Below are 26776 nucleotides of genomic sequence, written 5' to 3'. Positions count from 1 at the left end.
GGGGGCCCCGCATACCGTGTGGATATGCGCATCCTGCACACCTCCGACTGGCACATCGGCCGCACGTTCCACGGGCACTCCACGCTCGCGGCGCTGGCCGAGGTGCTCGACGCGCTCGTCGCACAGGTGCGCGAGCACGCGGTCGACGTGGTGATCGTCGCGGGCGACGTGTTCGATTCCGCCACGCCTGCGGCATCCGCCTACACACTGCTCGACGACGCCCTGCTGGCATTGCACGAGACCGGCGCCACCGTGGTCATGACGAGCGGCAACCACGACTCCGCCGCTCGGCTGGGCTTCCACTCCCGCCTGCTGCGCGACGGCATCCACGTGCTCACCGACCCGCTCGAGATCTCGACGCCCGTCACCGTGCACGATGAGCACGGCCCGGTGCACTTCTTCGGCATCCCGTACCTCGAGCCCGCCATCGTCCGCCAGCACTGGAACGACGACGAGCGCCTGCTGCGCACGCAGGCTCAGGTGATGCAGCACGCCATGGATCTGGTGCGAGAGGGCGTGACGGCCCACGCCGGGCGGTCGGTCGCGATCGCGCACTGCTTCGCAGCCGGGGTCGACCCGACGGCGGGGCTCGAGCGCGAGGTGCGACAGGGCGGGCTCGACATGGTGCCGCTGGCCGGCTTCGACGGGCCCGACTACGTGGCCCTGGGGCACATCCACGGCCGGCAGCAGCTGAGCGACCGGGTGCGCTATTGCGGCGCGCCCCTGCACTACAGCTTCGGCGAGCAGCACAAGCAGCGCGGCTCCTGGCTGGTCGACCTCGACGCGGCCGGCCTCGCGTCGGTCGAGTGGCTTGATCTTCCGATTCCGCGCGCTCTCGTGACGCTCACCGGCACCCTCGACGAGATCCTCAGCGACGAGAACGCCGCCCGTCACGGCGACGACTGGGTGTGCGCGATCTACACCGACGCCGTGCCGCAGCACGAGCCGATGCGGCGGCTGCGCGAGCGGTTCCCGTTCTGCGCGCTCGTGCAGCACCAGCCCGAGGGGGCGGATGCCGCTGACGAGCGCTCGTACACGCAGCGCCTGCGTGCCGCCGTCAGCGACGCCGACCGCATCGAGGCGTTCCTCGAGCACGTGCGTGCGGGCCAGGGCGCGACCGAGCGTGAGGCCGAGCTGATCCGTGAGGTGCTCGACGACCGGGTGCGCGCCGAGGCGCTCGTCTGATGCAGCTGCACCGCCTCGAGATCGAAGGGTTCGGGCCATTCCGCGAGCGGCAGAGCATCGACTTCGACGCCTTCGCCGATGACGGCATCTTCCTCATCGCCGGGCGCACCGGCGCGGGCAAGTCGAGCATCCTCGATGCCGTGTGCTTCGGGCTGTACGGCGGAGTGCCGCGCTACGAGAAGGGCGGCGAGAAGCGTCTGCGCAGCGACCACTGCGAGCCCGACGACATCACCGAGGTGGTCGTCGAGTTCAGCACGGTCGCCGGCCGGTATCGCGTGGCGCGCTCGCCCGAGTACCAGCGCCCGGCCAGGCGCGGCGGGGGGCTCACCAAGCAGGCGGCCGCCGTGTCGCTGGACGAGCTCACCGATGCCGGGTGGGTGGGGGTCGCGGCTCGTGCCGTCGATGTCGCGAACGCGATGGACGAGATCCTCCAGCTCACGCAGGAGCAGTTCCTGCAGGTCATCCTGCTTGCGCAGAACCGGTTCGCCGACTTCCTGCTCGCCGACAGCCGAGAACGCCAGGCGCTGCTGCGCCGCCTGTTCGGCACCGAGCGGTTCGCCGACTATCAGGCCCGTTTCGACGAGCGCCGCCGCGATGCCGAGCAGTCGCTGGGCGGCAGCAGGGCGACGGTCGACGCACGCCTCGACGAGGCCGAGCGGATCGTCGGCGATGCCGAGCTGTGGGGCGACGACGCCGACGGCGTCCCGGACACGACGGATGCCAGGATCGAACGTCTTCGCCGCGCGATGGCCCGCGCCGACTACCGCGTCGAGCGGCTCGGCACCGAGCGGGTCGCCGCGGAGAAGGTGCTCGCGTCGGCCGACGACGCGCTCACCGTGCTCAAGGAGCAGCGCCAGGCGCAGTCCGACCGCGACCGCGCGCGCTCGGCGCTCGCCGCGTTGGACGCGCAGGCCGGCCAGATCGCGGATGCCACGACCCGGCGTGACCGCGCCCGCGCGGCCGACGCTCTGCGCACCCTCATCACCGCCGCGACCCGGGCATCCGCCGCCCGCGCCGCCGCCGCGCAAGCCGAGGATGTCGCCGTCACCGCCGCCGCGGGCCTCGTTCGTGCGGATGCGACGTCGCCCAGCGCGCACTCCGACCGCACGGCTCCCGACGCCGTCGCCTACCGCGACCTGGCATCCGAGCGCACGCGCGAGTGCGGTGCCTGGCAGCAGGCAGCCGAGCTCGAAGCCGGCGCAGCGCAACGCGCCACCGAGCTCGACGCGGCTCGGACGGCGGCGCGCACGGCATCCAAGGCGCTCGCCGCCCTCGACGCCGAGCGAGCGGCGCTCCCCGCGCGAATCGACGAGCTGACCGCCGAACGCGACCTCGCACGTCGCGACGGCGACCGGCTCGACAGCGCTGCGCAGGGCGTCGCGCTCGCCGAGAAGCAGCACGCGGGTGCCCTGGATGCAGAGCGTCTGAGAGCGGCCGTGGCCGCAGCAGCCTCCGCCGAGTCCGATGCCTCGGATGCGCACACCCGAGCCCAGGCTGAACTCGCACACCTGCGACGGCGCCGTCTCGATGGATACGCCGGCGAACTCGCGACGGCTCTCGTCGACGGTGAGCCCTGTGCCGTGTGCGGCTCGACCGCGCATCCGGCGCCGGCCGCGCACGCCGACCCGGTGTCGGCCGCCGACATCGACGGCGCTGAGGTCGCACGCGACGCGGCCGCGACCGCCGAGCGCGCCGCGTCGCGCACCCTCGCCGAACGCACCGCCGAACTCGCCGCCGCCCTCGAGCGCTCCGGCGGTCTCAGCGTCGACGACGCGAGCGAACACCTCGCCCAGGCCGTCGCCGCCCGAGACGCCGCCGACACCGCCGCCGCTCGCGCGCGGCAGCTCACCGCGAGACTCGACGAGCTGCGGCTCGGCCTCGCCGACCTCGAGCAGCGCCGAGCGGCGACATCCGACACCCTCGCCACCTCCCGCACAGACCTGTCACTGGTCGAGCAGCGCAACGCCGACGCCGACGCCGTCGTCGTGCAGGCGCGCGGCGAGCACGAAACGGTCGCCGGCCGGATCGCCGAGGCGCGGGCGCAGATCGCCCTCGCCACCGCTGCGGCTGAGGCGATCGAGGCGCACGCCGACGCCGCCGGGCGGGACCGCGCGGCGGCCGCCGAGCTCACCGAGGCGCTCGACGCCTCGGTCTTCGTCGACGTCACCGATGCCGAGCAGGCCATGCTCAGCGCGACCGAGCTCTCGGCGCTCGACGATCGCATCACGGCGTACGCGGTCGACGTGAAGAAAGAGCGCGCGCTGCTGCTCGACCTCGAGATGCGCGTGCTTCCCGAAGAGCCGATCGACCTGGCGCCCGCCGAGCAGACCGCGCAGCACGCTCGCGACGCCTGGCAGAGAGCGGTCGACGCCGACAGCCGCGCGCGCAGCGTGCAGGAGGGTCTCGCAGCGACCGTCGACTTCGCAGCGCGCGCCCATGAGGCGTCGGCGGATCAGGCCGCCGAGTTCGAGGTGATCCGGGGTCTCGCCGATGCGCTCGCCGGCCGGTCGGGGAACACGCACAAGATGAACCTCGAGACGTTCGTGCTCGCCGCCGAGCTCGAAGAGATCGTCGCTGCCGCCAACCTGCGCCTGCACGACATGTCCGATGGCCGCTATCAGCTGCGCCACTCCGACGCGCTCGCGGCGCGCGGCGCGGCATCCGGCCTCGGCATCGTCGTCTTCGACGCGTTCACCGGGCAGACCAGACCCGCCAAGTCGCTCTCCGGCGGTGAGACGTTCCTGTCGTCGCTCGCGCTGGCGCTGGGGCTGGCCGAGGTCGTCACGGCGCGCGCCGGAGGCATCCGGCTCGACACCCTCTTCATCGACGAGGGATTCGGCTCACTCGACGCCGACACGCTCGAGACGGCGATGCGCACCCTCGACGAGCTGCGCCAGGGCGGGCGCACGGTCGGGGTCATCAGTCACGTCGAGGCGATGCAGGAGCAGATTCCCGCCCAGCTGAGCGTGCGCACGGTTCCCGACGGGCACAGCGTCATCGACGCCCCGCGGCGCGCGGGCTGATCAGACCGCGTACTCGCTGCGCATGTGCTGCCAGAGCTGCGCGCTGCACGCCGCGACGACGTCATCCCACACCTGCGTCGCGCCGTCCTGAGCGCGGTCCGAGACCACGCGCATCACACGGATCGGCACGTCGAACTGCTGCGCCACCCAGATGAACGAGAACGTCTCCATGTCGACCAGCACGCCGCCGAGTCCGCGGATCCGGGCCACCGCGTCGGCGTCGTCGACGAAGATGTCGCCCGTCGCGATCGTCACCCCGTCGCGACCGGTCTCGACCCGAGACGGCAGCGACACGTGCTGCCCGATCACGCCGTCGAGATCCTGCACGTCGTGCTGGATCGCCGCGCTCACGTCATAGATCCCCGACTCGACCGAATCGTCCACCGCGCCCGCGGTGCCGACCACGACGATCTCGTCGTAGCGCCGGGCATCGAGCGCGCGGGTCAGCCCGTAGGCGGCCATGAGCTTACCGGGGCCGGTCACCAGCCGATCGAATCCGGGCAGCTCAGCGGGGAAGGCCTGAAGTTCGGATGCCAGGGCAGCGACGAGAAGTCTCACGCCACCATCCTCTCAGCTGGGGGAGACTGGTACCGACGAAGGAGACGCCATGAGCATGCAGCAGCGGATCATCGAAGACCTGGGCGTGAAGCCCGAGATCGACCCAGCGGCCGAGAACGAGAAGAGGATCGGCTTTCTCGTCGACTACCTGCGCGCCACCGGGGCGAACGGGTTCGTGCTCGGCATCTCGGGCGGGCAGGACTCCACGCTCGCCGGTCGCCTCGCGCAACTCGCGGTCGAGCGCGTGCGCGCCGGCGGCGGCGAGGCGACGTTCGTCGCGGTGCGCCTGCCGTTCCGGGTGCAGGCGGATGCCGCTGACGCGGAGGCCGCGATCGACTTCGTCGGCGCCGACCGGTCGGCGACTATCAACATCCAGCACGGCGTCGAGGGTCTCGAGCGAGATCTCGAGGAGGGCCTGGGCGAGAGCATCACCGACTTCAACCTCGGCAACATCAAGGCGCGCCTGCGCATGGTGGTGCAGTACGCGCTCGGCGGCCACGACGGGCTGCTCGTGATCGGCACCGACCACGCAGCCGAGGCGGTGACCGGCTTCTACACGAAGTTCGGCGACGGGGCGGCCGACCTGCTGCCGCTCTCCGGGCTCACCAAGCGGCAGGGCCGGGCGATGCTCAAGCAGCTCGGTGCGCCCAAACACCTGTACATGAAGGTGCCCACGGCCGACCTGCTCGACGGCATGCCGGGTCGCCCCGACGAAGACGAGCTCGGCCTCACCTACGAGCAGATCGACGACTACCTCGAGGGTCGGGAGGTCAATCCCGGAGTCGCGGCGATCATCGAGGAGAAGTACCGGGCATCTCGTCACAAGAGACATCTGCCGGTCACACCAGCCGACGGCTGGTGGCGCTGACGCGCGCGCACCCCACCCGCGCACCCCACCCGCGCCGGGTGATGTCCGAGCCTGCGGATAGTGTCGAGAGCAGGCAAGGGAGAGGGGCATCGTGCGGGTCATCGCAGCGGAGAACCGGGTCGTCTGGAGTGCCAGCGACCTGAAGCTGGCGGCGGAGTGCGAGTTCGCCTGGGCGCGCGCGCTCGACGCGAAGCTCGGTCGCGTCCCCGCGGTGGAAGAGCCCGAAGACGCCACGCTCGAACGGGCCGCTCGTCTCGGCGACCGCCACGAAGAGAAGGTTCTCGAGAGGTACCTCGGCGAGCTGGGCGAGTCGGTCGACGGCGGCCCCGGCGTGGTGGTGCTGCCGAAGGTCTCGTCGGCGGATGCCGGTGAGCTGGCGGCCACGGTCGACGCGACCGAACACGCGCTGCGCTCGGATGCGTCGCTGGTGTTCCAGGCTGCGTTCTCGACTTCGGAGTTCGTCGGGTTCGCGGATTTCATCGCCCGCGACGAGCCTCTGCCGGGGGAGAGCGGGGGCCGTTGGCGGGTACAGGACTCCAAGCTCGCCCGCACCGCGCGTGCGACCGCGCTCATGCAGCTCGGAGCATATGTAGATCAGCTCGACCGGCTCGGCATCCCTCGTTCCGACGAGGTCGACCTGATCCTCGGCGACGGCTCGACCAGCACGCACCGGGTCGACGACCTGCTGCCGCTGTTCCACGTGCGTCGTGCGCGCCTGCGCAGCCTGATCGACGACCGCCGTGTCGCCGACGGCGCCGCGGGCGCGCCGCTGGCGTGGGGTGACGATCGCGGCGACCTGCAGATCACCGCGTGCGGACGCTGTGCGACGTGCGACGAGCAGGTGACCGCACACCGCGACCTGCTGATGGTCGCCCGCATGCGCCCGGTGCAGCGACAGCGGCTGCGCGCGGCAGGCATCCACTCGCTCGACGATCTCGCCGATGCCGCGGATGCGCCGGTCGGTATGAACGCCGACACTTTCACCGCGCTGCGCGCGCAAGCCCGGCTGCAGGCCGGAGTGCCGGTCGACCCGGGCGCGGTTCCGCCGTTCGAGCTCGTGTCGGCGAACGCCATCGGCCTGATGCCGCGACCCAGCCGGGGCGATCTGTTCTTCGATTTCGAGGGCGATCCGCTCTACACCGAGGCCACCGCGCCCGGTGAGAGCCCGCGGTGGGGCATCGACTATCTGTTCGGCTGGACCGACAACGACGAGCAGTATTCGGCGCTGTGGGCGCACACCTTCGCCGACGAGAAGACGGCGCTGCTCGACTTCCTCGAGTTCGTGAAGCTGCGCCGGCAGACGCATCCCGACATGCACATCTACCACTACGCGCCCTACGAGACCTCGCACCTCGCGGCGATGGCGGCTCGGCACGGGGCCGGTGAGGCCGATGTCGATCGGCTGCTGCGTGAGGGCGTTTTCGTCGACCTGTATCCGATCGTGCTGCGTTCGGTGCGCATCGGGTCGCGCTCGTACTCGATCAAGAAGCTCGAGCCGCTGTACATGGGCGACGAGGTGCGCACGAGTGACGTGCAGAAGGGCGACGACTCGATCGTGCGGTACGTGCAGGCGCGCGAGCTGCACGCATCGGGTCGGGATGCCGAGGCGCAGGCGATCCTCGATGACCTCGCCGACTACAACCGCTACGACTGCGTGTCGACCAGGCGACTGCGCGACTGGCTGATCGGGCTCGCGCGAGAGGCCGGAGTGGTTCCCGCCCCGCCGGACGACCCCGAGACGCGCGCGTACGAGCCGTCGCCGCTGTCGCTCGCACTGCAGGCCGAGGCCACTCGCGCCGGCGATGACGCGTCCGCGACGTCGTACCGGGTCGCCGCCGCGGCGATCGACTACCACCCGCGCGAGGCGAAGAGCTTCTGGCAGGGGCACTTCCAGCGACTGCGTGAGCCGGTGTCGATCTGGGAGTCGACCCGCGACGTGCTGCGCGTCGATCAGGCCGCCAGCCGTGTCGACGCCGACTGGGCTGTCGACGAGGGACGACGTGCCCAGACCCGGCTGGTGCGACTGCGCGGCGAGGTGGCGCCGGGCAGCACGCTCAACGTCGGCGGCCGCCCGTTCGCGCTCTACGCGGTGCCGACCCCCTTCGACCTGCCCGCACCCTCGCGCGTCATCCACGTGCCGCACGAGGTCGAGATCGTCGAGATGCTCGATGACGGCTACGTGGTGCGCGAGCGCACCGTGCAGGGTCAGGTGTGGGACGAGCTGCCCGTCGCGCTCGCGCCGGCCGCGCCGCCGAACGTCCTCTCCCAGCAGGGCGCCATCGAGGAGTGGGCGGCATCCCTGCATCACGCCGCACCGGTCTACCCGAACGACGCCGCCACCGACATCCTTCGCCGCATCCCGCCGCGCACCGTCTCCGGCTCGCCACTGCCGTCGGCAGACGATGCGGGCGACGTCGTCGACGCGATCGTCCGCGGGATCCTCGACCTCGACGACAGCTATCTCGCGGTGCAGGGCCCTCCCGGCACCGGCAAGACGTACACCGGATCACACGTGATCGCACGGCTGGTGCGTGATCACGGCTTCCGCATCGGGGTCGTCGCGCAGTCGCACGCCATCGTCGAGAACCTTCTCGAGCGCGTCGTCGCCGACGGGGTTCCGGCAGCGCAGGTCGCTAAGGCGCCGAAGGATCCGGATGCTCCCGAGCCGGCGTTCACGGTCATCCGCAAGGACGGCATGGCGGCCTTCCTCGCCGAGCACGCCCACCAGGGTGCGGTCGTCGGCGGCACGGCATGGGACTTCAGCAACACCCGGCGGGTAGACCGGAAGGGTCTCGACCTGCTGGTGATCGACGAAGCAGGGCAGTTCTCACTCGCCTCCACCATCGCGGTCGCCTCAGGCGCGAGGCGCCTGCTGCTGCTCGGCGATCCGCAGCAGCTGCCGCAGGTCAGTCAGGGTACGCATCCCGAGCCGGTCGACACGTCCGCGCTCGGCTGGGTGATGGACGGCTCGTCGGTCATCGACCCGCGGTACGGCTACTTCCTCGCCGAGTCGTGGCGCATGCATCCCGCGGTCGCCGCGCCCGTCTCGCGCCTGTCCTACGCGAGCCGGCTGGCCTCGGCGGCGGGCGCAGAGCGTCGCCTGGTCGACGGCGTCGAACCGGGCCTGCACATCGTGCCGGTACGGCATCGCGGCAACGCCACCCAGTCGGCTGAAGAGGCCGCCGAGGTGGTGCGCATCGTGCACGAGCTCATCGGCCGCACGTACGTCGACGGCATGTGCGACGACCCGCCCCGCCCGCTCGAGCAGCGTGACATCATCGTCGTCGCTCCGTACAACGCGCAGAAGCAGCTCATCCATGACGAGCTGTCGGCGGGAGGATACGGCGGGGTCGCGGTCGGCACGGTCGACAACTTCCAGGGCAAGGAGGCGGTCGTCTCGATCACGTCGCTCGCCGCGTCAAGCGGACGCGACGCCCCGCGCGGACCGGAGTTCCTGCTGCTGCAGAATCGACTCAACGTCGCCATCTCCCGCGCGAAGAGCGTCGCGTATCTCGTGCACTCGCCGGCACTGCTCGACGACCTGCCCTGGACTCCCGAGGGCGTCGCACGGCTGAGCGCCTTCGCCCACCTGGTGGGCGCGGGCCGGGAGTGACCCGGGTCGCGGCCCGCTCAGGTCGCGAACGGCAGCAGGAGGGGTATCACCGGTGTCGCTTATGAGCGGATGCTCCGGGATGATCGGATGCGGAGCCCCGGAGCCCAACCCCCTTGACGAGCGCGATCAGCGGCGCCTCGTTCGCGGATCAGACCGTGCCGTACAGGCGGTCGCCGGCGTCGCCGAGTCCGGGCACGATGTAGCCCTTCTCGTTCAGACGCTCGTCCAGGGCGCCGAGCACGAGGGTCACGTCGGCGTCGCCGACCATCCTCTCGATCGCCGCGACACCCTCAGGGGTGCCGAGCAGGCAGATCGCCGTGACGTTCTTGGCGCCACGATCGAAGAGGAACTGGATCGCAGCGGCCAGCGAGCCGCCCGTGGCGAGCATCGGATCGATGGCGAAGCACTGCCGGTCGCTGAGGTCGTCGGGCAGACGCTCGGCGTAGGTGGTCGGCTCGAATGTCTCTTCGTCGCGCACCATGCCGAGGAATCCGACCTCGGCGGTGGGGATCAGCTTGACCAGGCCCTCGAGCATCCCGAGACCGGCTCGCAGGATGGGCACGACGATCGGGCGCGGTTCGGCGATCTTCACGCCGGTCGTGGTCGTCACGGGGGTCTTCACCTCGATCGGCTCGACCTTGACGTCGCGTGTCGCCTCGTAGGCGAGCAGCGTCACGAGCTCCTCGGTCAGCTGGCGGAAGACCGGCGACGAGGTCCTCTCATCCCGCAGCACCGTGAGCTTGTGAGTGATGAGCGGGTGATCGGCCACATGAACGCGCATGGGTACAGATTACTTGCCGACCGTCCGCTCACCAGCACGGGCAGCACGTTGTACTCTCGCCGCGGCGTTGATGCGCTTCGCGTTCGCGGCGACGACGACCGATCCGATCAGGGCGGGAAGCGTCGTCAGCATGATCACGAGTGCAGGGTTGTTGTGCATGTCTTCACGCTATGCGCCCCTGCGTGGCTGGTCATCCGCCTCGCGGGGGAGATCGTGCCGTCCGCCGCGCGGTGGAGGGATGCCGCGATGCGTCTCACCGCCGCGTCTCGAAGAACGCCCGCAGCTGCTCCGTCGCCTCGTCGGCCCGTACGCCGCCGACCACCTCGGCGCGATACGGCAGCCGCCGGTCGCGCAGCACGTCGTACATCGAGCCCGCGGCTCCCGCCTTGTCGTCCCAGGCGCCGAAGACGACGCGGCCGACGCGCGCCTGCAGAATCGCGCCCGCGCACATCACGCACGGCTCGAGGGTCACGACGAGAGTGTGGTCTTCGAGATTCCAGCCGCCATGCACCTCTGCGGCAGCGCGCAGCGCGATGATCTCCGCGTGCGCGGTCGGATCGTGCGTCTGCTCGCGGAGATTGCGTCCCTCGCCGACGACGGTGCCTCCCGGATCCAGCACGACTGCCCCGACCGGCACGTCGCCGCCGTCAGCCGCCTCCGCGGCGAGCGCGAGGGCGCGGCCCATCGCGTCGTGGTCTGCGGCGGTCATGGAAGCGAGCCTAGCCTCCGGTCGTTCGGCGGTCCCATATGGTCGCTTCGCCTCGGGGGAGGCGGCCATATGGGCCCCGAGCGAAGGGGTCGGAGGCCGACGCCTTCAGTCCGACGACGGGAAGACGAACGCGTCGGTCGACGGCTCGGGGTCGAGCGACGGGCGGTACACGTCGGGTTCGAGATAGATCACGCGTGCGGCGGGAACGGCATCCCGGATCCTTCTCTCGATCTCGTCGATATCGGCCGCCGCCTCGCGCACGGTCTTATCGGAGGTGAGCGCGACCTTCGCGGCGACCATCAGCTCGTCGGGGCCGAGATAGAGGGTCTTGATGTGGATGAGCTTCTCGACGTCGGGGCCGCCGACGATGGCGTCGACGATGCGGTCGTGATCTGCGCTGTTCGCTCCCTCTCCGACCAGCAGGCTCTTCGTCTCGATCGCCAGGACGACCGCGATCAGGATCAGCAGCATGCCGATCATCAGCGTGCCCAGCGCGTCGTACAGCGGGTCGCCGGTGAGCAGCGTCAGACCCACGCCGAAGAGCGCGAAGGCCAGGCCGATGAGTGCGCCGGTGTCTTCCAGCAGCACCACCGGCAGCTCGGGCGCCTTCGACCGGCGGATGAACGAGATCCACGACTGGCCGGGCTCGCGCACCGCGTTGCTCTCGCGCACGGCGGTGCGAAGCGACATCGATTCGAGCACGATCGCGATCAGCAGCACGGCGAGCGGCAGCCACCACCATGTCTGGTCGATCTCGTGCGGGTCGACGATCTTCTGCACGCCCTCGTACACCGCGAACAGGCCACCGAGCGAGAACAGGATGATCGACACGACGAAGGCCGACACATACCGTTCACGGCCGTACCCGAACGGGTGCGAGCGATCGGCTTGGCGGGTGGCCTTGCGATTGCCGAGCATGAGCAGCAGCTGATTGCCCGAGTCGGCGACCGAGTGGATCGCCTCCGCCAGCATCGACGCAGAGCCAGACAGCGCCCACGCGAAGAACTTCGCCAGCGCGATGCCCAGGTTGGCCAGGAGGGCCGCGATGATCGCCTTGGTGCCGCCGGATGCGCTCATGGCCCGAGTCTACGACGACAACGTGCGCCGATCGCGAGGGCACGACACGCCGCCGTACGCGCTCGTAGGATGGGCGGCATGACCGATTCCCTCCCCGCACTCGCGTTCCTCGGAGCAGGCTCGATGGGAGGTGCGATCCTGCAGGGCGTCGTCGCGTCCGGCGTCCAGGTCGACGGCGGGATCGTCGCGACCAACCGCACACGCGAGAAGGCGGACGCCCTGGCATCCCTCGCCGGGGTGACCAGCATCGCCCTCGAAGAGAACCCCGCCGGCAACACCGAGGCGGCGGCAGCGGCGCGGATCATCCTGGTCGGCGTGAAGCCGGCCATGGTTCCCGATCTGCTGCGCGAGATCGTTCCCGCGCTGCGCGACGACGCGATCGTCGTGAGCCTCGCCGCCGGCGTCACCCTCGCGACCTTCACCGAGGCGCTCGGTGAGACGGTGCATACGGTGCGGTCGATGCCGAACACCCCGGCGACGGTCGGTCGTGCCGTGACCGGCATCGCGGCGGGTCCGGCGGCGACGGACGACGACATGGCGCTCGTGCGTGCACTGTTCGAGAAGGTCGGCGCGGTCATCGAGATGCCGGAATCGCAGATCGACGCGCTGTCGACCGTCTCCGGCTCCGGCCCCGCCTACGTCTTCCTGCTGATCGAGAAGCTGGCCGAGGCGGCGCGGGGGATGGGATTCTCGGATGCCGACGCCCGACTCATGTCCGAGCAGACCTTCATCGGCGCCGCCGCCCTGCTCGCGGCATCCGGTGAGGAACCGGCCGAGCTGCGCCGGCGCGTGACCAGCCCGAAGGGCACGACCGAGCGAGCCGTGGCCGTGCTGCAGGATGCCCGCCTCGACGAGGTGTTCGCGGATGCGACCGCCGCTGCGCTGGCGCGCGCGAAGGAGCTCGCCGCCGGTTCGCAGGGACCGGGTCCTGGCATCCGCTCTCGATAACTCATCCGAGGCAGGTGATCAACCGGACGCAGGAGAATCTGAGCCGAATCGTCCTGCGCGCGCGTGTTGCCCTACCTTCGGTGATCGGCGGGACGCGGAGAGCGCGCGACTACCGGTCCAGCCCCGCGAACCGCTCGATGTCGACGCTGGTGCCCGACACGATGATGAGGTCGTGGTTGGTCACCACGGTGTTCGCCTCGGCGTAGCGGAACGGCTTGCCGGGGCTCTTCACGCCGACGACGGTGACGTTGTACTTCGTGCGCACGCCCGATTCGTTCAGCCCCACGCCGCGGATGAACTTGGGCGGATACATCTTCGCGAGCACGAAGTCGTCGTCGAAGCGGATGAAGTCGAGCATCCGTCCGCTGACCAGGTGCGCGACGCGCTCGCCGGCCTCGCGCTCGGGGTAGATGACGTGGTTCGCGCCGACGCGCGCAAGGATCTTGCCGTGGGACTGCGAGACGGCCTTCGCCCAGATCTGCGGCACCTTCAGGTCGACGAGGTTCGCGGTGATCAGCACGGATGCCTCGATGAGCGACCCGACGGCGACGACGGCGACCTGGAAGTCCTGCGCGCCGATCTGCCGTAGCGCGTCGATGTTGCGCGCATCCGCCTGCACGGTGTGCGTGACCCGCTCCGACCACTTCTGCACCAGGCCGAGGTCGGCGTCGATCGCGAGCACCTCGCGGTCGAGGCGGTCGAGCTCCCCGGCGCAGGCGGCGCCGAAGCGGCCGAGTCCGATCACGAGCACCGGGGCGTCGCCCCGCACCATCTCAACCAACGATCGGCCTTTCGACGGGCAGCGAGTAGAGCTGCGAACGGGACGTCGCGGCGACCGCCGCGGCGAGTGTCACTGTACCAACGCGCCCCATGAAGATCGTCGCGGCGAGAACGTAGCTGGCCGAGTCCGGAAGCTCTGCGGTGAGACCCGAGGAGAGTCCGACGGTGCCGAACGCGGAGATCACGTCGAAGAGCACGTCGATGATGTCGGCCTTGGTGATCTGGGCGATGATCACCGTCGAGAGGGCGACGACGGTCGCGCCCCAGGCGACGACCGACAGGGCGATGCGCTGCACGTCAGACGGGATGCGGCGGCCGAACACCTCGACCGACTGGCGGCCCTTCGCCTCGGACCACACCGCGATGGCGAGGACGGCGAGGGTGGTGACCTTGATGCCGCCGGCGGTGGATGCCGAGCCCCCGCCGACGAACATGAGCATGCACGCCACGAGCATCGACGACCCGTTCAGGTCGGACATCTCGATGACGTTGAACCCGCCCGAGCGCGTCATCGCCGACAGGAAGAGGGCGTTCATGGTCGTCTCGCCGGCGTCCATCGACCCGAACGTGGCGGGGTTGTCGAATTCGAGCAGCAGGAACGTCGCGGCCCCGAGAACGAAGAGCAGCCCGGTGGTGATGAGCGTGAGCTTGGAGTGCAGCGACCAGCGCTTCACGTGCCACACGTGCTTGGCGAGCGTGTAGATCACCGGGAAGCCGATGCTGCCCAGGAACATGCTGACCATGAGGATGGTCAGCACGAGATAGTCATCGGCGAAGACGGTGACGCCGCCGGCGTTGGGCGTGAAGCCCGTGTTGGTGAACGACATGGCCGCGTAGTACGGCGCCTCCCACAGGGCGGCGAACGGGTCGATCCCCGCCCACACGAGCGCGGGGTAGAGCAGAATCGCGACGCTGAGCTCGATCACGAGCGTCGACAGCGCCACCGTGGTGAGCAGCTGGCCGACCTCGCCGAGCCGCACGGTCTGACTCTCGTTCACCGGACCGCCGTGCGCGCGCATCGGGTTGGTGTCTCCGGCCGCGAGCAGCTTGGCGCGCAGCCCGAGGCGCTTCGAGATCACCATGCCCATCACCGACGCCAGGGTCAGCACGCCCATGCCGCCGATGTTCACGCCGATGAACAGCAGCACGTTGCCGAAGGGCGACCAGTGGCTGGCCATGTCGACCGTCGAGAGCCCCGTGACGCAGATCGTCGACATCGCGGTGAACAGCGCGTCGCTCAGCGGCGTGATCGTGCCGTCGGCCGACGAGAGCGGCAGCGACAGGAGAACGGTGAAGAGCAGGATCAGCGAGGCGAAGATGATGATGGCGAAGCGCGACGGCGAGGAGGTCACCAGGTGCTTCGCGCGCCGGCCGAAGCCGCGCAGCGTGTCCTGTGGGGACGATGCCGACACGATGCCCGACATCGCTCCCCTCCCCGCCGGCGTCGTTCGCCGAGCCCTCGTCATGGTACTCCCGTGCGGTGCCTACTACCCTGAGGGCATGACCGACATCTTCGACGTGATCGCGGACGGCACGAGGCGAGACATCCTCCGGCTGCTGCTGAGCGAGTCCGCCGAGAGCGAAGGCGGCACCAGCGTGACGCAGATCGTGAGCCGACTGGGCATCAGCCAGCCGACCGTGTCGAAGCACCTCAAGGTGCTGCGCGAAGCGAGCCTGGTGACGGTGCGCGAAGAGGGCCAGCGCCGCTTCTACAGTCTGTCGGTCGGTCCGCTCGAAGAGGTCGACGACTGGCTCGTGCCGTTCCTGATCGATGCCTACGGCGACCAGGCGCCGCTCATCGACATCCCGTTCGCGCCCCTGCCGGCCAAGACCACGCACGCGGCCGAGGTCGTCGGCCGGGCCGCAGCCTCGGCGAAGCACGTCGTCACGTCGGCGCTCAAGAAGCTGGGCACCTGACGGAGCACGGCACCTGGCCGCCAGTCACATCCGTCTCACGTGTTTACAGCCGTCGCAGCAACCCCATAGGCTGTGCTTCAGCAGAAAGGGGTGCTGGGGATGCCCGACGTTCACGACGTTCGATTCCTGACGGTGGCCGAGGTCGCCGAGATCATGCGCGTGTCCAAGATGACCGTGTACCGGCTCGTGCACGCGGGCGAGCTGCCGGCGATCCGCTTCGGACGCAGCTATCGCGTACCCGAGTCGGCGGTGGCGGATGCCCTGCGCACGCCGGACGCCGATGTCGGCTGACTACCGATTCGGGCGGCGTGCGACCGTTTGCTAGAATCGTCCGAGGCATTTTTTTTCGTGCCCGTACCCGGGTGTCGTTTCCATGGCACCCAACCCCTGACTTAGTGAGGTTTCCGTGGGTTCAGTCATCAAGAAGCGCCGCAAGCGCATGGCGAAGAAGAAGCACCGCAAGCTGCTTCGCAAGACTCGCCACCAGCGCCGCAACAAGAAGTAAGCGGCACGACACCGAGCGCCCCTCATGGCTCCTGAGCCTGTCGCAGGGGCGCTTCGTGTCTGCGCCGACAGAAGGAGAACCGTGAAGACGATCACCGTCGACCAGCTCGCCCAGCGAGAGGGCGTGCCCCTGATCGATGTGCGCGAGCGCGATGAGTTCGAGGCCGCGCATGTGCCCGGCGCGATCAATCTGCCGATGTCGGAGCTGGGCGTCCGCCTGGACGAACTGCCGAGCGAGGCGTTCGACGTGATCTGCGAGCTGGGCGGACGCTCGGCTCGGGTGGTCGACGCGCTGTCGGATCGCGGGCACGACGCGACGAACGTCGAGGGCGGCACCGCAGCCTGGGTGGCCCAGGGGCGCCCGGTCGCGCAGTGACCACGCTCACGATCATCGGCAAACCCGACTGCCATCTGTGCGACGTCGCGAGCGAGGTGGTCGACGCCGTCGTCGCCGAGATGCCGGATGCCGCTGCCGAGCGGCTCGAGATCGTCGAGCAGTCCATCGCCGACGATCCCGCGCTCTACGAGCGCTGGTGGGAGAAGATCCCCGTCGTGCTGATCGACGGCGAACTGCACGCGCACTGGCGCGTCTCGCCGGATCGGCTTCGTCACGCACTCGAGGAGGCCATGAAGTGATCCGTCACGTCGTCAGCTGGAAGCTGGCCGCGGAGGATGCCGCCGAGCGCGCCGAACAGGCCGCCGAGGTCGCTCGCCGCCTGAACGCACTCATGGGCATCGTTCCCGAGCTGCGCGCGGTGTCGGCCGGTGCCAACGTCGCGCATCCCGAGGTCAACTGGGATGTCACGCTGGTCGCCGACGTCGACTCGCTCGACGCGCTCGAGGCCTATCAGGTGCATCCGGCGCACAAAGAGGCCGGCGCGTACATCAGATCCGTCGTCGCATCCCGGGTTGCGGTCGACTTCGAGATCTGACCGCATCGACAGTGCAACGCAAATGTGATCGCGCGAAATCCCGTCCTTCACCGCAAGGTCTCGGGTCGCGTGCCAAGATGAGTTCAACCCGCACCCGGGCGCAAGCCCCTGTCACGAAGGAGTGGCCATGAAGCGCCGTCCCCTGATCCTCGGCACCGCCATCGCCGCCGCTGCCGTCCTCGCTCTCTCCGGCTGCGCGAGCAGCTCGGACGGCGACAACTCCGCATCCGGTTCCGAGTACGACCTGGTCGCCGACGGCACGCTGACCGTCTGCTCCGAGGTCCCGTACCCGCCGTTCGAGATGGAGGGCGGCGACAACGGAAGCGGCTACACGGGCTTCGACATCGATCTCGCCGCCGCCATCGCGAAGAAGCTCGACCTCAAACTGAGCGTGCAGGACGTCGGCTTCGACGGACTGCAGTCGGGAACGACGCTCGTGGCGGGCACATGCGACTTCGGCGCATCGGCGATGACCATCACCGATGAGCGCAAAGCCAACATCGACTTCTCCGACCCGTACTACGACTCGCTGCAGTCCCTGCTCACGAGCACGGATTCGGGCATCAAGAGCATCGCCGACCTCAAGGGCAAGAATGTCGGCGTTCAGCAGGGCACCACAGGCGAGAGCTATGCGCAGGAGAATGCCAAGGGCGCCACTCTCGTCCAGTACCCCGGCGACGCTGAGCTCTGGCCGGCGCTGCAGGCGGGCCAGATCGACGCGATCCTGCAGGACCAGCCGGTGAACCTCGAGCACGAGAAGGCAGACGACACGTACAAGATCGTCGAAGAGTACGACACCGACGAGTCCTACGGCTTCGCCTTCGCGAAGGGCGAGAAGAAGGAGCTGCGCAAGGCGATCGACGACGCGCTCGCCGAACTGCGTGACAGCGGCGAGTACGACAAGATCTACGACAGCTACTTCACGGCCAAGTGATCGCCGCACCCGATCGGAGCCCGTGGCGATGGCATTGAAACGCAGGACCAAGAGCAAGATCTATCGCTACACGATGTACGGGATCTTCCTCGTCGCCGTGCTGCTGGTGGTTCTGCTCACCGACTGGCCGAAGATCGGCAAGCAGTTCTTCAACCTCGAGGTCGCGGCCAAGCTGTTCCCGGACATCGTCGTCCTGGCGCTGCGCAACACCATCCTGTTCACGCTCATCGCGTTCACCGGAGGGTTGCTGCTGGGTATCCTCTTCGCGCTGATGAAGCTGTCGGTCATCGCTCCCTTCCGGTGGTTCGCGACCGCGTGGATCGAGCTGTTCCGTGGGCTTCCCGCCCTGCTGACCATCTTCGCGATGGCGTTCATCCTCCCGATCGCCTTCGGCGTCAAGCCGCCAGGCGGCCCGGTGGGAGCGGGACTGATCGGTCTCATCCTGGTGGCGTCCGCCTACATGGCCGAAGTGATCCGGGCCGGCATCCAGGCCGTTCCCAAGGGACAGGCCGAGGCGGCGCGCTCGCTGGGCATGTCGCCGATGAAGACGATGTTCTGGATCGTTCTTCCACAGGGGTTCCGGATCATCATCCCGCCGCTGACCAACGAGTTCGTGCTGCTGCTGAAAGACACCTCGCTGCTGTTCATCGCCGGCACCTTCATCTGGTCGAAGGAGCTTACGAGCTTCGCCCGTGACGCGAACACCACGTACGCGAATGCGACGCCGCTCATCATGTCGGCGCTGCTGTATCTGGTTGTGACGATCCCGCTCACACGCTTCACGGCGTGGCTCGAGCGGCGGATGGCGAGGGAACGATGAGCACGGATCTGATCGACGTCCATGCCCCTGCGATCGACATCCAGGGCCTGGTGAAGAGCTTCGGAGACAACGAAGTCCTCAAGGGCATCGACCTCACCGTGCACAGCGGCGAAGTCGTGTGCATCATCGGCCCGTCCGGGTCGGGCAAGTCGACGCTGCTGCGGTCGGTGAACCTGCTCGAGCAGCCGACAGGCGGTCACATCTTCATCGAGGGCATCGACGTCACCGACGAGGACACCGACATCGACCGAGTGCGCCAGCGCATCGGCATGGTCTTCCAGAGTTTCAACCTCTTCCCTCACATGTCGGTGCTGGGCAACCTCACGATCGCGCAGCGGCGCGTGAAGAAACGGAGCAAGGAGGAGGCCGAGCAGGTCGCGCGCGAGATGCTCGATCGCGTGGGACTGGCCGAGAAGGCGGATGCCTTCCCCAGCCATCTCTCCGGCGGTCAGCAGCAGCGCGTCGCGATCGCGCGTGCCCTGTGCATGAACCCCGACATGATGCTCTTCGACGAGCCGACCTCGGCTCTCGATCCCGAGCTGGTCGGCGAAGTGCTGCAGGTGATGCGCACGCTGGCAGACGAGGGCATGACGATGCTCGTCGTCACGCACGAGATGGGCTTCGCCCGCGAGGTCGGGTCCAGGCTGATCTTCATGGACGGCGGCCACATCCTCGAGCAGGGCGACCCGCGCCAAGTGCTGGCGAACCCGCAGCATCCGCGCACGCAGGACTTCCTCTCGCGGGTGCTCTGAGCGTGAGCGGCGGAGCCCAGTCCGTCGTGTCGGGCGAGGGCGCGCCGATCTGGCATCCTGAACTGTGATGGAGATCGGCGCGTTCCTCGGCCTCGAGCAGCTCACCTGGGGCATGCTCATCCTCGTCGTCATCGCCGCATTCGGCGCCGGATGGATCGATGCGGTCGTCGGGGGTGGCGGCCTGCTGCAGCTGCCCGCCGTGCTGCTGATCCCCGGCATCACCCCGGTGCAGGCCCTGGCGACCAACAAGCTCGGCTCGATCTTCGGCACGGCCACGAGCAGCGTCACGTACTACCGCCGGGCCAGACCCGACATCCGCACCGCGCTGCCGATGGCGGCGATCGCCCTGGCCGGCTCGTTCGGCGGAGCCGCCGTGGCGACGGTGCTTCCGGCGTCCGCCTTCAAACCCATCATCGTTGTGGTCCTGCTGGCCGTCGCCCTGTTCACCGCGTTCAAACCGCAGCTCGGCGCGGCGACCGCGCTGCGCTTCTCGGGCCATCGCCACCACATCACGGCCGGCGTGGCCGGCCTGGTGATCGGCTTCTACGACGGCCTGATCGGGCCGGGCACGGGAACGTTCCTCGTGATCACGCTCGTGGCGCTGCTCGGATACGACTTCCTGCAGTCGAGCGCGAAGGCGAAGATCGTGAACTTCGCCACCAACGCCGGCGCCCTCATCCTGTTCATCCCGCACGGTGCGGTGCTGTGGGTGCTGGGCCTCGTCCTCGGCGTCGCGAACACCGCCGGCAGCTACCTCGGCTCCCGCATGGCGATCTCGCGCGGGTCCGGCTTCATCCGCGTCGTGTTCCTCGCCGTCGTCATCGTGCTCATCGCGAAGCTCGGCGTCGACGTGTGGAATGAGAACGTCGCGCCTCTGCTCGGGGCCCGCTGATGCCGGCTTCCGAAACCGGTCATCCGGCGGATCGAACGAACGCGACCCTTGCCATGACCGGTGTCTTCCCGCGTAGACTCCGAACTGCGCTCGATCGGGCGCGCCGGTGCTCCCAACGGAGGAGGGGACGATGAGGTCACTAGGCACGATTCGGATCATGGTCGGATTCGCCGGTCTCACCGCGGCGGCGGTCGCGCTGAGCGGATGCTCGGGATCGGGGGATCCGGGCGACGGCGACCAAGTCACCCTCGAGGTGCAGTCGGCGATGGCCGAGGGGACGCCCCGCTACGAGGTGCTCAGCGCGCTGGCGAAGGCGTACGAGAAGGACAACCCCGACGTCAAAGTCGACGTCGTCGCGATGGGCAGCGACTACGAGGGCGACATGAAGGTGCGGATGGGGTCGGGGGATCTGCCGGATATCTGGGCCACCCACGGATGGTCGCTGCTGCGTTACAGCGAGTTCCTCGAGCCGCTCGACAAGCAGCCATGGGCGGACCAGCTCAACCCCGTGCTCGACTCGACGATGAAGAACGGCGACGGCGAGTTCTTCGCTCTGCCGCTGACGACCGACGTCGCCGGCATCCTGTACAACAAGACCGTGCTCGAGGATGCCGGAATCGACCCCGCATCGCTCGGCAGCATCGAGGCGTTCGACGGTGCGCTCGCAAAGATCAAAGATGCGGGCGTCGTGCCCATCTCGAGCTCGGGCAAGGACGACTGGTTCGCGGGCAACGTCGCCGACTGGCTCGGCTCTGGCTCGTACGACGAGGCGGAGTCCGAGAAGCTCGCGGAGGGGGAGTTCGTCGACAGCGGCTTCGAGGCCATGTTCACCAAGCTGGAGGAGTGGGCGAAGGCCGGGTACTTCAACCCCGACTTCTCGTCGGCGACCAGCGACGACATCGCCACCGCGCTCGGACAGGGAACGACCGCGTTCGTGATGATCCAGAACAGCCTCGCCGGCAGCGCCAAGCAGTTCGTGCCGGACGCGGAGATCGGATTCATTCCGGTGCCCGCGATCAACGGCGACGACGAGTACCTCATCGGCGGCGAGGGCGTCGCCCTCGGTGCCTGGCGTGACGGCAAGAACAAGGAGGAGGCGCTCGACTTCCTCGCCTTCCTCGCCGAGCCGGACAACATCGGTCAGTTCGCCAGCGAGGACGGCAACCCGGCAGGTCTCACCGACATCGACGTCGACCTCGGCGACCTGTCCGACAGCTACCAGCAGTTCTTCACACCGGGAGAGGTGCGCATGGTGCCGTACTTCGACCGCGCGTACCTGCCGAACGGCATGTGGAACACACTCATCTCGACGACGTCGGGCATCGTCACCGGGCAGAACACGGTCGGCTCGGCGGTGAAGCAGGTCGAGACGGAGTTCGGCACGCTCTACGGGCAGCAATAGGCCACGCGAGAGGTGGCTTCACGCTCGACGGGGATCTTCCCGCGCCGACTCAACTGGTTCTACGTGCCGGCGCTCGCGCTGTTCGCGGTGTTCTCGATCTACCCGTTGGTCAGCGGCGTCAGCCTGTCGCTGACCAACTGGAACGGGTACAGCCGCAGCAAGGCGTTCGTCGGGTTCGACAACTATCTGCGTCTGCTCGACGACGAGGTGTTCCGCACCGCCCTGGTCAACACGCTGATCTACGGTGTCGGCAGCACGGTCATCCAGCAGGTGCTCGGTCTGGGTCTCGCCGTCGTTCTCGACCGGATCGTGCGCGGGGCCGCGCTGCTGCGCGCGGTCATCTACCTGCCGGTGATGGTGTCGCCGGTGGTGCTGGGCACGATGTACTACCTGATCTTCCGGTACAACAACGGCGCCCTGAACGATGCGCGGGCGCTGTTCGGTGCAGACAAGGTCGCGTGGCTGTCGGATGCCGCGTTCGCCATCACCGCCATCGTCATCGTCAACTCCCTGCAGTTCGTCGGCATCTCGATGGTCATCTACCTCGCGGGTCTGCAGAGCGTGCCGACCGAGTACTACGAGGCTGCGCAGCTCGACGGCGCGACCTGGTGGCAGAGCTTCCGCAGCATCACGCTGCCGCTCCTGCAGCCGGCCTTCGCCACGAGCATCGTGCTGAACCTGATCGGCGGGCTGAAGCTGTTCGACATCGTGCAGGTGCTCACCGGCGGCGGGCCCGGTCAATCCACTCACTCGGTGTCGACGCTGATCGGCGAGACGTACTTCTCGAACCAGGCGGCCGGCTACTCGGCCGCGATCGGGGTCGTGCTGTTCGTCCTGATCGTCGCGGTCACGTTCGTGCTGAACTCGCTGCTCAACCGGAAGCGGGTCGAGCTGTGAAGAACACCTCCGCGCCGTCGAAAGCGCTCATCTATGCCGGCCTGGCATTCATCGCCGTGCTGCAGCTGCTGCCGTTCTACTTCGGGCTCACCACGGCATCCAAACCCAAGACCGACCTGTCGTCGCCGTGGATCTTCCCCGGCGAGATCCACTGGACCAACTTCCAGACGGCGATGCAGCAGGGGAACATCCTGCAGGCGATCGGCAACAGCGCGCTGGTGACGGTCGTGTCGACGGTGCTCGTGTGCCTGCTCGGCGCGCTCACCGCCTACCCCCTCGCGCGGCGGGTCACGCGCGGCAACAGGCTGATCTACGCGTGCATCATCAGTCTCATCATGATCCCGCCGCTGTCGGTGCTCGTGCCGCTGTACACGCTCATGAAGGACCTCGGCGGGCTGAACACGCACTGGGGCATCATCGTGCTGATGATCACGGGCAATCTGCCGCTCGCCGTGTTCCTGTACACGGCGTTCATGCGCAGCCTGCCCGTGTCGATCGAAGAGGCGGCGACCGTCGACGGTGCGGGGCCGCTGCAGGTGCTGTTCCGAATCGTCTTCCCCATGCTGCGACCCGTCACGGCCACCGTCGCGATCCTCGCCGGGATCGGCATCTGGAACGAGTTCGCGCTGAGCACGTACTTCCTGCGCACCGACGAGACCCGCACGATCGCCCCGGCCGTGGCGGGGTTCTTCGCGGCGCAGGGCAGCAATCCGGGTGCCGCTGCCGCGGCATCCGTGCTCTCGGTCGTGCCGGTGCTGCTGGCCTACCTGTTCCTGCAGCGCAGCTTCATCAGCGGAATGGTCGCCGGATCGCTGAAGTGAGCCGACGCGCGGCGAACGCGATCAGCGCGGCAGGTGGTACTTGAACCCGACGTGCGAGCCGGTGTAGCCGAGGCGCTCGTAGAAGCGGTGCGCGTCGGCGCGCGCGGCATCCGAGGTGAGCTGCACCACCGCCGCGCCGAGCGCGGGGGCCGCCTCGTCGGCCACCCAGCGCATCACGGCCGACCCGATGCCGCTGGATCGCAGGTCGCTGCGCACCCGCACCGCCTCGACGAGCAGCCGGCGCGCTCCCCGCCTGGCCATCCCGGGGATCGAGGTGAGCTGCAGGGTGCCGACGATCTCTCCGTCGAGCTCGACGACGAGCAGGTCGTTCGACGGTTCGGCGAGGATCTCGTCGAGAGCGGTCAGGTAGGCCGGGCGGTCGGCACCCGACGCCTGATCCCCGCGGGATGCACTGATCGGGTCGTCGGCGAGCAGCGCGATGATCCCGTCGATATCCGCCCGAGTCGCGCGCCGCAGCACGCCGCGCCCGACGCGCGATTCGATCGGGTGGGGAAGGAGGATGGAAGCCAGCATCCAGCCAGTCTCCCAGCATCCCCTCCCCGCAGCTCCGCGCCGCCGCTCGGCGGGAAGTGGGGCGTCAGCGGAAAGGCCGGGTCAGACCTTCGCACGTATGGCGACGGGGACGGGGTCGACGGTGAGAAAGACCCGCTCGCCGAAGGACGCATGCGCGTGCGCGTCGTGCTGCACCCGCACCCTTTCGCCCGAGTCGGTTCGAACCAGAGTGCGGCGGATGCTGCCCAGGAACGTGCTCTCCTCGACGACGCCGGCGGTCGCGGCATCCGCCTCGCCGGTGAACCGCAGGTTCTCGGGACGCAGGTGCACGTCAACAGCGCCGGTGGCGGACACGTTCATGGGAAGCGACCGCCCCCACACGGTGACCGAGTCGCCCGAGGCCACACCCGAGACGACGCTCGACAGCCCGATGAACGACGCGACGTGCGCGGTCGCGGGGCGCAGGTACAGCTCCTCCGGTGTGCCGATCTGGTCGATGCGACCGGCATCCATCACCGCGATCCGGTCGGAGACGGCCAGGGCCTCCTCCTGATCGTGCGTCACGAAGACGGTCGTGATCCCCAGGCGCAGCTGGATGCGGCGGATCTCGTCCCGCAGCTGCACGCGCACCTTGGCGTCCAGCGCCGAGAGCGGCTCATCGAGCAGCAGCACTCGCGGCTCGGTGACGAGGGCCCGGGCGAGCGCGACCCGCTGCTGCTGCCCGCCGGAGAGCTGGTGCGGGAAGCGGTCGGCGAAGGCCTCCAGACCGACGAGGGCGAGCGCGTCGAGCGCCCGGCGCGCGGCCGCGGGCTTGCCCACGCCGCGCCGACGAAGCCCGAACGCGGTGTTGCCGGCGACGTCGAGATGCGGGAACAGCGAGTACGCCTGGAACACCATGCCGATGTCGCGCCTGCTGGTGGGGACGCGCGACACGTCCTGACCACCCAGCAGCACGGCGCCGGCATCCGCATGCTCCAGACCTGCCAGCACCCGCAGGGCGGTGGTCTTGCCACAGCCGGAAGGCCCGAGCAGCGACACGAACTCGCCCGGCGCGATGTCGAGGTCGACACCGTGCAGCACCCGGTGTGCACCGTAGCTCTTCTCGATGCCCTGGAACTGCACACGCGTGCCCTCGCCCGCCTCGGCGAGCAGCACGTTGTCCGCGGTGGCGGGAAGGGGACTCGGGGAGGTCATTGGTCAGCCTTTCGGTTGCCGCGCGCGGCGCGGCCGATGATGAGCAGCAGCAGGAAGCAGAACAGCAGCGCGAGCAGCGTGAAGATCGCCGGCACGTAGGCATCCTGCTTCTGCACGACGATCATCGCGGTCTGGAACACCTGACGGTTCAGCAGCGACGCGATCGTGAACTCGCCCAGCACGACGGCGATCGAGATGAGGGATGCCGAGAGCAGCCCCTGGCGCAGGTTCGGCGCCAGCACCCTCACCACCACCGTCGGCCAGTTCGCGCCGAGCGAGCGGGCGGCTTCGGAGAGCGTGCGCAGGTCGGCGGCGTCGATCGATGCCTGGATCGAGCGGTACGCGAACGGCAGCACGGTGATGCCGTAGGCGAAAGCGAGCGTCCAGGTGCCGGTGCCGAGTGCGCGACCGATCTGGAGGTAGATCGGAGAGAGGCCGACGACGAGCACGATCGCGGGGATCGAGATCGGCAGGAGCGCCGTGAACTCGAAGACCGGCTTCAGATTCGGGAAGCGCAGGTTCACGAGGATCATCGTCGGCGCGAGCAGCACCAGCACGATCACCACGGTGACGATCGCGAGGATGAGTGAATTGCCCAGGCCGGTCCAGATCGGCTTGATCGCTGCCGACGCTGCAGGATCCACCACCGCTGCCCAGCGCGCGAAGGACAGGCCGCCCTCGCCGTCGCGCAACGTGTAGAAGAAGGTCGCGACCAGCGGGATCGCGAAGAAAGCGCCGATCAGGATGGCGATGATCCACCGCGTCGCGGAGGAGGGCGCGATGCGGTTCACGATCGCCACCTCGCCGCGCGGCGCTGGATGAGCGAGTACAGCCCCATCACGGCTCCGACGATGACGATCATGCCGAGCGCGAGCGCTCCGGCGAGATTCTCGCGGCCGAGCACGGTCTCGCTGGTGAGCGCCGCGCGGATCTGCAGCGGGACGATCTGCGATCCCTGGCTGGCCAGCGCCGCGGCAGTCGCGTACGACGAGAACGCGTTGGCGAACAGCAGCAGCAGGCTCGCGAGGAACGACGGGGCGAGCACCGGGATGCCGACGCGCACCCAGAATCCCAGCCGGGTGCCGCCGAGAGTGAGGTTCGCCTCCGCCCACTGCGGCTTGAGCGCCGCGAGAGCCGGCATGAACGTGATCACCATGAGGGGCACCTGGAAGTAGATGTAGGGCAGGACGAGGCCGGGGACGTCATAGAGCCACACGCCGTCCGCGAAGATGTCCACCCCGAAGGTGTCTTCGAGCAGCACGGTGACGACGCCCTGCAGGCCGATCGTCGCGATGAATGCGAACGCGAGCATGACGCCGCCGAACTGCGCGAGAACGCCCGCCGCGGCATCCACAGTCTGGCGCACGGCGCCCTGCGGGTTCATTCCCAGCATGGCGTAGCAGACCACGGCGCCCGCCAGTGCGCCGACGACGGCGGTCAGCAGCGACAGCCACCCGGAGTTCGCGAACGTGTTCAGCACCACCGGGTCGACCAGCGCCGTGATGTTCGTCCAGGTGAAGACGCCGTCCCCGTCGAAGAAGCCCGATCCGATCGCGAGGAGCGTCGGCACGGCCAGGAACAGCACCACGTAGACGCCGAAGGGAACCAGTCCCAGCCACGCCCAAGACAGACCCGACCGCCGGGCCGTCGGAGACC

At 68.9% G+C, this 26776-nt stretch carries 29 protein-coding genes; 18 read left to right on the top strand and 11 right to left on the bottom strand.

Translation table 11 applies throughout. From position 1 onward, the window contains the following. Positions 1-24: 24 nt before the first annotated feature. Complete coding sequence (locus ACWGSM_RS07755; protein ID WP_452322351.1) at positions 25-1185, top strand: exonuclease SbcCD subunit D; 1161 nt, start codon at positions 25-27, stop codon at positions 1183-1185. Beyond that, entirely contained in the window at positions 1185-4208 is a 3024-nt protein-coding gene (locus ACWGSM_RS07750; RefSeq protein ID WP_452322350.1) for an AAA family ATPase, read from the top strand. Before ACWGSM_RS07755 ends, ACWGSM_RS07750 begins: the two co-directional genes overlap by 1 nt. Here the strand turns inward: ACWGSM_RS07750 and ACWGSM_RS07745 are convergent, their stop codons facing one another. Then, complete coding sequence (locus ACWGSM_RS07745; RefSeq protein WP_452322349.1) at positions 4209-4766, bottom strand: phosphorylase family protein; 558 nt, start codon at positions 4764-4766, stop codon at positions 4209-4211. 49 nt (positions 4767-4815) lie between these two features. Between ACWGSM_RS07745 and nadE the strand changes: the two genes are divergently transcribed. After that, positions 4816-5634, top strand: coding sequence for an ammonia-dependent NAD(+) synthetase (gene nadE, locus ACWGSM_RS07740; RefSeq protein ID WP_452322348.1), 819 nt, complete (start codon positions 4816-4818; stop codon positions 5632-5634). 91 nt (positions 5635-5725) lie between these two features. After that, on the top strand, positions 5726-9247 hold the full coding sequence (locus tag ACWGSM_RS07735) for a TM0106 family RecB-like putative nuclease (protein WP_452322347.1): 3522 nt from the start codon (positions 5726-5728) through the stop codon (positions 9245-9247). A gap of 148 nt (positions 9248-9395) precedes the next feature. On the opposite strand, the gene upp is transcribed toward ACWGSM_RS07735, so the two are convergent. From upp to ACWGSM_RS07715, 4 genes are all read right to left on the bottom strand, one after another. After that, positions 9396-10028, bottom strand: coding sequence for a uracil phosphoribosyltransferase (gene upp, locus ACWGSM_RS07730; RefSeq protein WP_101188094.1), 633 nt, complete (start codon positions 10026-10028; stop codon positions 9396-9398). A 9-nt stretch (positions 10029-10037) separates the two neighbouring features. Further along, complete coding sequence (locus ACWGSM_RS07725) at positions 10038-10187, bottom strand: hypothetical protein (protein ID WP_452322346.1); 150 nt, start codon at positions 10185-10187, stop codon at positions 10038-10040. A gap of 94 nt (positions 10188-10281) precedes the next feature. Further along, on the bottom strand, positions 10282-10737 hold the full coding sequence (gene tadA, locus ACWGSM_RS07720) for a tRNA adenosine(34) deaminase TadA (protein ID WP_452322345.1): 456 nt from the start codon (positions 10735-10737) through the stop codon (positions 10282-10284). Positions 10738-10842: 105 nt separating this feature from the next. Next, on the bottom strand, positions 10843-11814 hold the full coding sequence (locus tag ACWGSM_RS07715) for a cation diffusion facilitator family transporter (protein WP_452322344.1): 972 nt from the start codon (positions 11812-11814) through the stop codon (positions 10843-10845). A 78-nt stretch (positions 11815-11892) separates the two neighbouring features. On the opposite strand from ACWGSM_RS07715, the gene proC reads away from it, so the two are divergent. Then, the gene (gene proC / locus ACWGSM_RS07710; RefSeq protein ID WP_452322343.1) at positions 11893-12762 is read left to right on the top strand and encodes a pyrroline-5-carboxylate reductase; all 870 of its coding nucleotides are present in this window, start codon (positions 11893-11895) and stop codon (positions 12760-12762) included. Between the two features lie 109 nt (positions 12763-12871). On the opposite strand, the gene ACWGSM_RS07705 is transcribed toward proC, so the two are convergent. Then, positions 12872-13534: a potassium channel family protein gene (locus ACWGSM_RS07705; RefSeq protein WP_452322342.1), complete on the bottom strand. Its 663-nt coding sequence runs from the start codon at positions 13532-13534 to the stop codon at positions 12872-12874. A 1-nt stretch (position 13535) separates the two neighbouring features. Beyond that, positions 13536-14966, bottom strand: a complete 1431-nt coding sequence (locus ACWGSM_RS07700; protein WP_452322341.1) for a TrkH family potassium uptake protein — start codon at positions 14964-14966, stop codon at positions 13536-13538. 76 nt (positions 14967-15042) lie between these two features. Between ACWGSM_RS07700 and ACWGSM_RS07695 the strand changes: the two genes are divergently transcribed. The 13 genes from ACWGSM_RS07695 (at position 15043) to ACWGSM_RS07635 (ending at position 23413) form a co-directional block, all read left to right on the top strand. Further along, positions 15043-15459, top strand: a complete 417-nt coding sequence (locus tag ACWGSM_RS07695; RefSeq protein ID WP_452322340.1) for an ArsR/SmtB family transcription factor — start codon at positions 15043-15045, stop codon at positions 15457-15459. 99 nt (positions 15460-15558) lie between these two features. Then, positions 15559-15750, top strand: coding sequence for a helix-turn-helix domain-containing protein (locus ACWGSM_RS07690; RefSeq protein WP_313356687.1), 192 nt, complete (start codon positions 15559-15561; stop codon positions 15748-15750). 115 nt (positions 15751-15865) lie between these two features. Beyond that, complete coding sequence (locus ACWGSM_RS07685; protein WP_003792170.1) at positions 15866-15964, top strand: 30S ribosomal protein bS22; 99 nt, start codon at positions 15866-15868, stop codon at positions 15962-15964. A gap of 81 nt (positions 15965-16045) precedes the next feature. Next, the gene (locus ACWGSM_RS07680; protein ID WP_452322339.1) at positions 16046-16339 is read left to right on the top strand and encodes a rhodanese-like domain-containing protein; all 294 of its coding nucleotides are present in this window, start codon (positions 16046-16048) and stop codon (positions 16337-16339) included. Then, on the top strand, positions 16336-16599 hold the full coding sequence (locus tag ACWGSM_RS07675; protein WP_452322338.1) for a glutaredoxin family protein: 264 nt from the start codon (positions 16336-16338) through the stop codon (positions 16597-16599). Before ACWGSM_RS07680 ends, ACWGSM_RS07675 begins: the two co-directional genes overlap by 4 nt. Further along, positions 16596-16895 carry a Dabb family protein gene (locus tag ACWGSM_RS07670; RefSeq protein WP_452322337.1) on the top strand — a complete coding sequence of 100 codons (300 nt, stop codon included), beginning with the start codon at positions 16596-16598 and terminating at the stop codon, positions 16893-16895. Before ACWGSM_RS07675 ends, ACWGSM_RS07670 begins: the two co-directional genes overlap by 4 nt. A gap of 127 nt (positions 16896-17022) precedes the next feature. Continuing rightward, complete coding sequence (locus tag ACWGSM_RS07665; protein ID WP_452322336.1) at positions 17023-17829, top strand: basic amino acid ABC transporter substrate-binding protein; 807 nt, start codon at positions 17023-17025, stop codon at positions 17827-17829. 28 nt (positions 17830-17857) lie between these two features. Beyond that, positions 17858-18649, top strand: coding sequence for an amino acid ABC transporter permease (locus ACWGSM_RS07660; protein ID WP_452322335.1), 792 nt, complete (start codon positions 17858-17860; stop codon positions 18647-18649). Next, positions 18646-19401: an amino acid ABC transporter ATP-binding protein gene (locus ACWGSM_RS07655; protein ID WP_452322334.1), complete on the top strand. Its 756-nt coding sequence runs from the start codon at positions 18646-18648 to the stop codon at positions 19399-19401. The genes ACWGSM_RS07660 and ACWGSM_RS07655 overlap by 4 nt, the downstream gene beginning before the upstream one ends. Positions 19402-19468: 67 nt before the next feature. Continuing rightward, entirely contained in the window at positions 19469-20293 is an 825-nt protein-coding gene (locus tag ACWGSM_RS07650) for a TSUP family transporter (protein ID WP_452322333.1), read from the top strand. A 157-nt stretch (positions 20294-20450) separates the two neighbouring features. Continuing rightward, entirely contained in the window at positions 20451-21695 is a 1245-nt protein-coding gene (locus tag ACWGSM_RS07645; RefSeq protein WP_452322332.1) for an ABC transporter substrate-binding protein, read from the top strand. Positions 21696-21707: 12 nt separating this feature from the next. Continuing rightward, positions 21708-22592 (top strand): carbohydrate ABC transporter permease, encoded by an 885-nt coding sequence (locus tag ACWGSM_RS07640; RefSeq protein ID WP_452322331.1) that lies wholly within the window; start codon positions 21708-21710, stop codon positions 22590-22592. Then, the gene (locus tag ACWGSM_RS07635) at positions 22589-23413 is read left to right on the top strand and encodes a carbohydrate ABC transporter permease (RefSeq protein WP_452322330.1); all 825 of its coding nucleotides are present in this window, start codon (positions 22589-22591) and stop codon (positions 23411-23413) included. Before ACWGSM_RS07640 ends, ACWGSM_RS07635 begins: the two co-directional genes overlap by 4 nt. 21 nt (positions 23414-23434) lie before the next feature. Here ACWGSM_RS07635 and ACWGSM_RS07630 read toward each other — a convergent pair whose 3' ends face one another. From ACWGSM_RS07630 to ACWGSM_RS07615, 4 genes are all read right to left on the bottom strand, one after another. Continuing rightward, the gene (locus tag ACWGSM_RS07630; protein WP_452322329.1) at positions 23435-23947 is read right to left on the bottom strand and encodes an N-acetyltransferase family protein; all 513 of its coding nucleotides are present in this window, start codon (positions 23945-23947) and stop codon (positions 23435-23437) included. An 81-nt stretch (positions 23948-24028) separates the two neighbouring features. Continuing rightward, positions 24029-25120 carry an ABC transporter ATP-binding protein gene (locus ACWGSM_RS07625; RefSeq protein ID WP_452322328.1) on the bottom strand — a complete coding sequence of 364 codons (1092 nt, stop codon included), beginning with the start codon at positions 25118-25120 and terminating at the stop codon, positions 24029-24031. Then, positions 25117-25911 carry an ABC transporter permease gene (locus ACWGSM_RS07620; RefSeq protein ID WP_452322327.1) on the bottom strand — a complete coding sequence of 265 codons (795 nt, stop codon included), beginning with the start codon at positions 25909-25911 and terminating at the stop codon, positions 25117-25119. Before ACWGSM_RS07620 ends, ACWGSM_RS07625 begins: the two co-directional genes overlap by 4 nt. Then, positions 25908-26776: ABC transporter permease (locus ACWGSM_RS07615; protein ID WP_452322326.1), on the bottom strand; the 869-nt coding region annotated here is incomplete at its 5' end. The genes ACWGSM_RS07615 and ACWGSM_RS07620, both read right to left, overlap by 4 nt.

Source organism: Microbacterium sp. NPDC055521 (assembly GCF_053619695.1).
The sequence above is the reverse complement of the archived record's forward strand: the minus strand, read 5'-3'. Positions and strand labels throughout refer to the sequence as shown.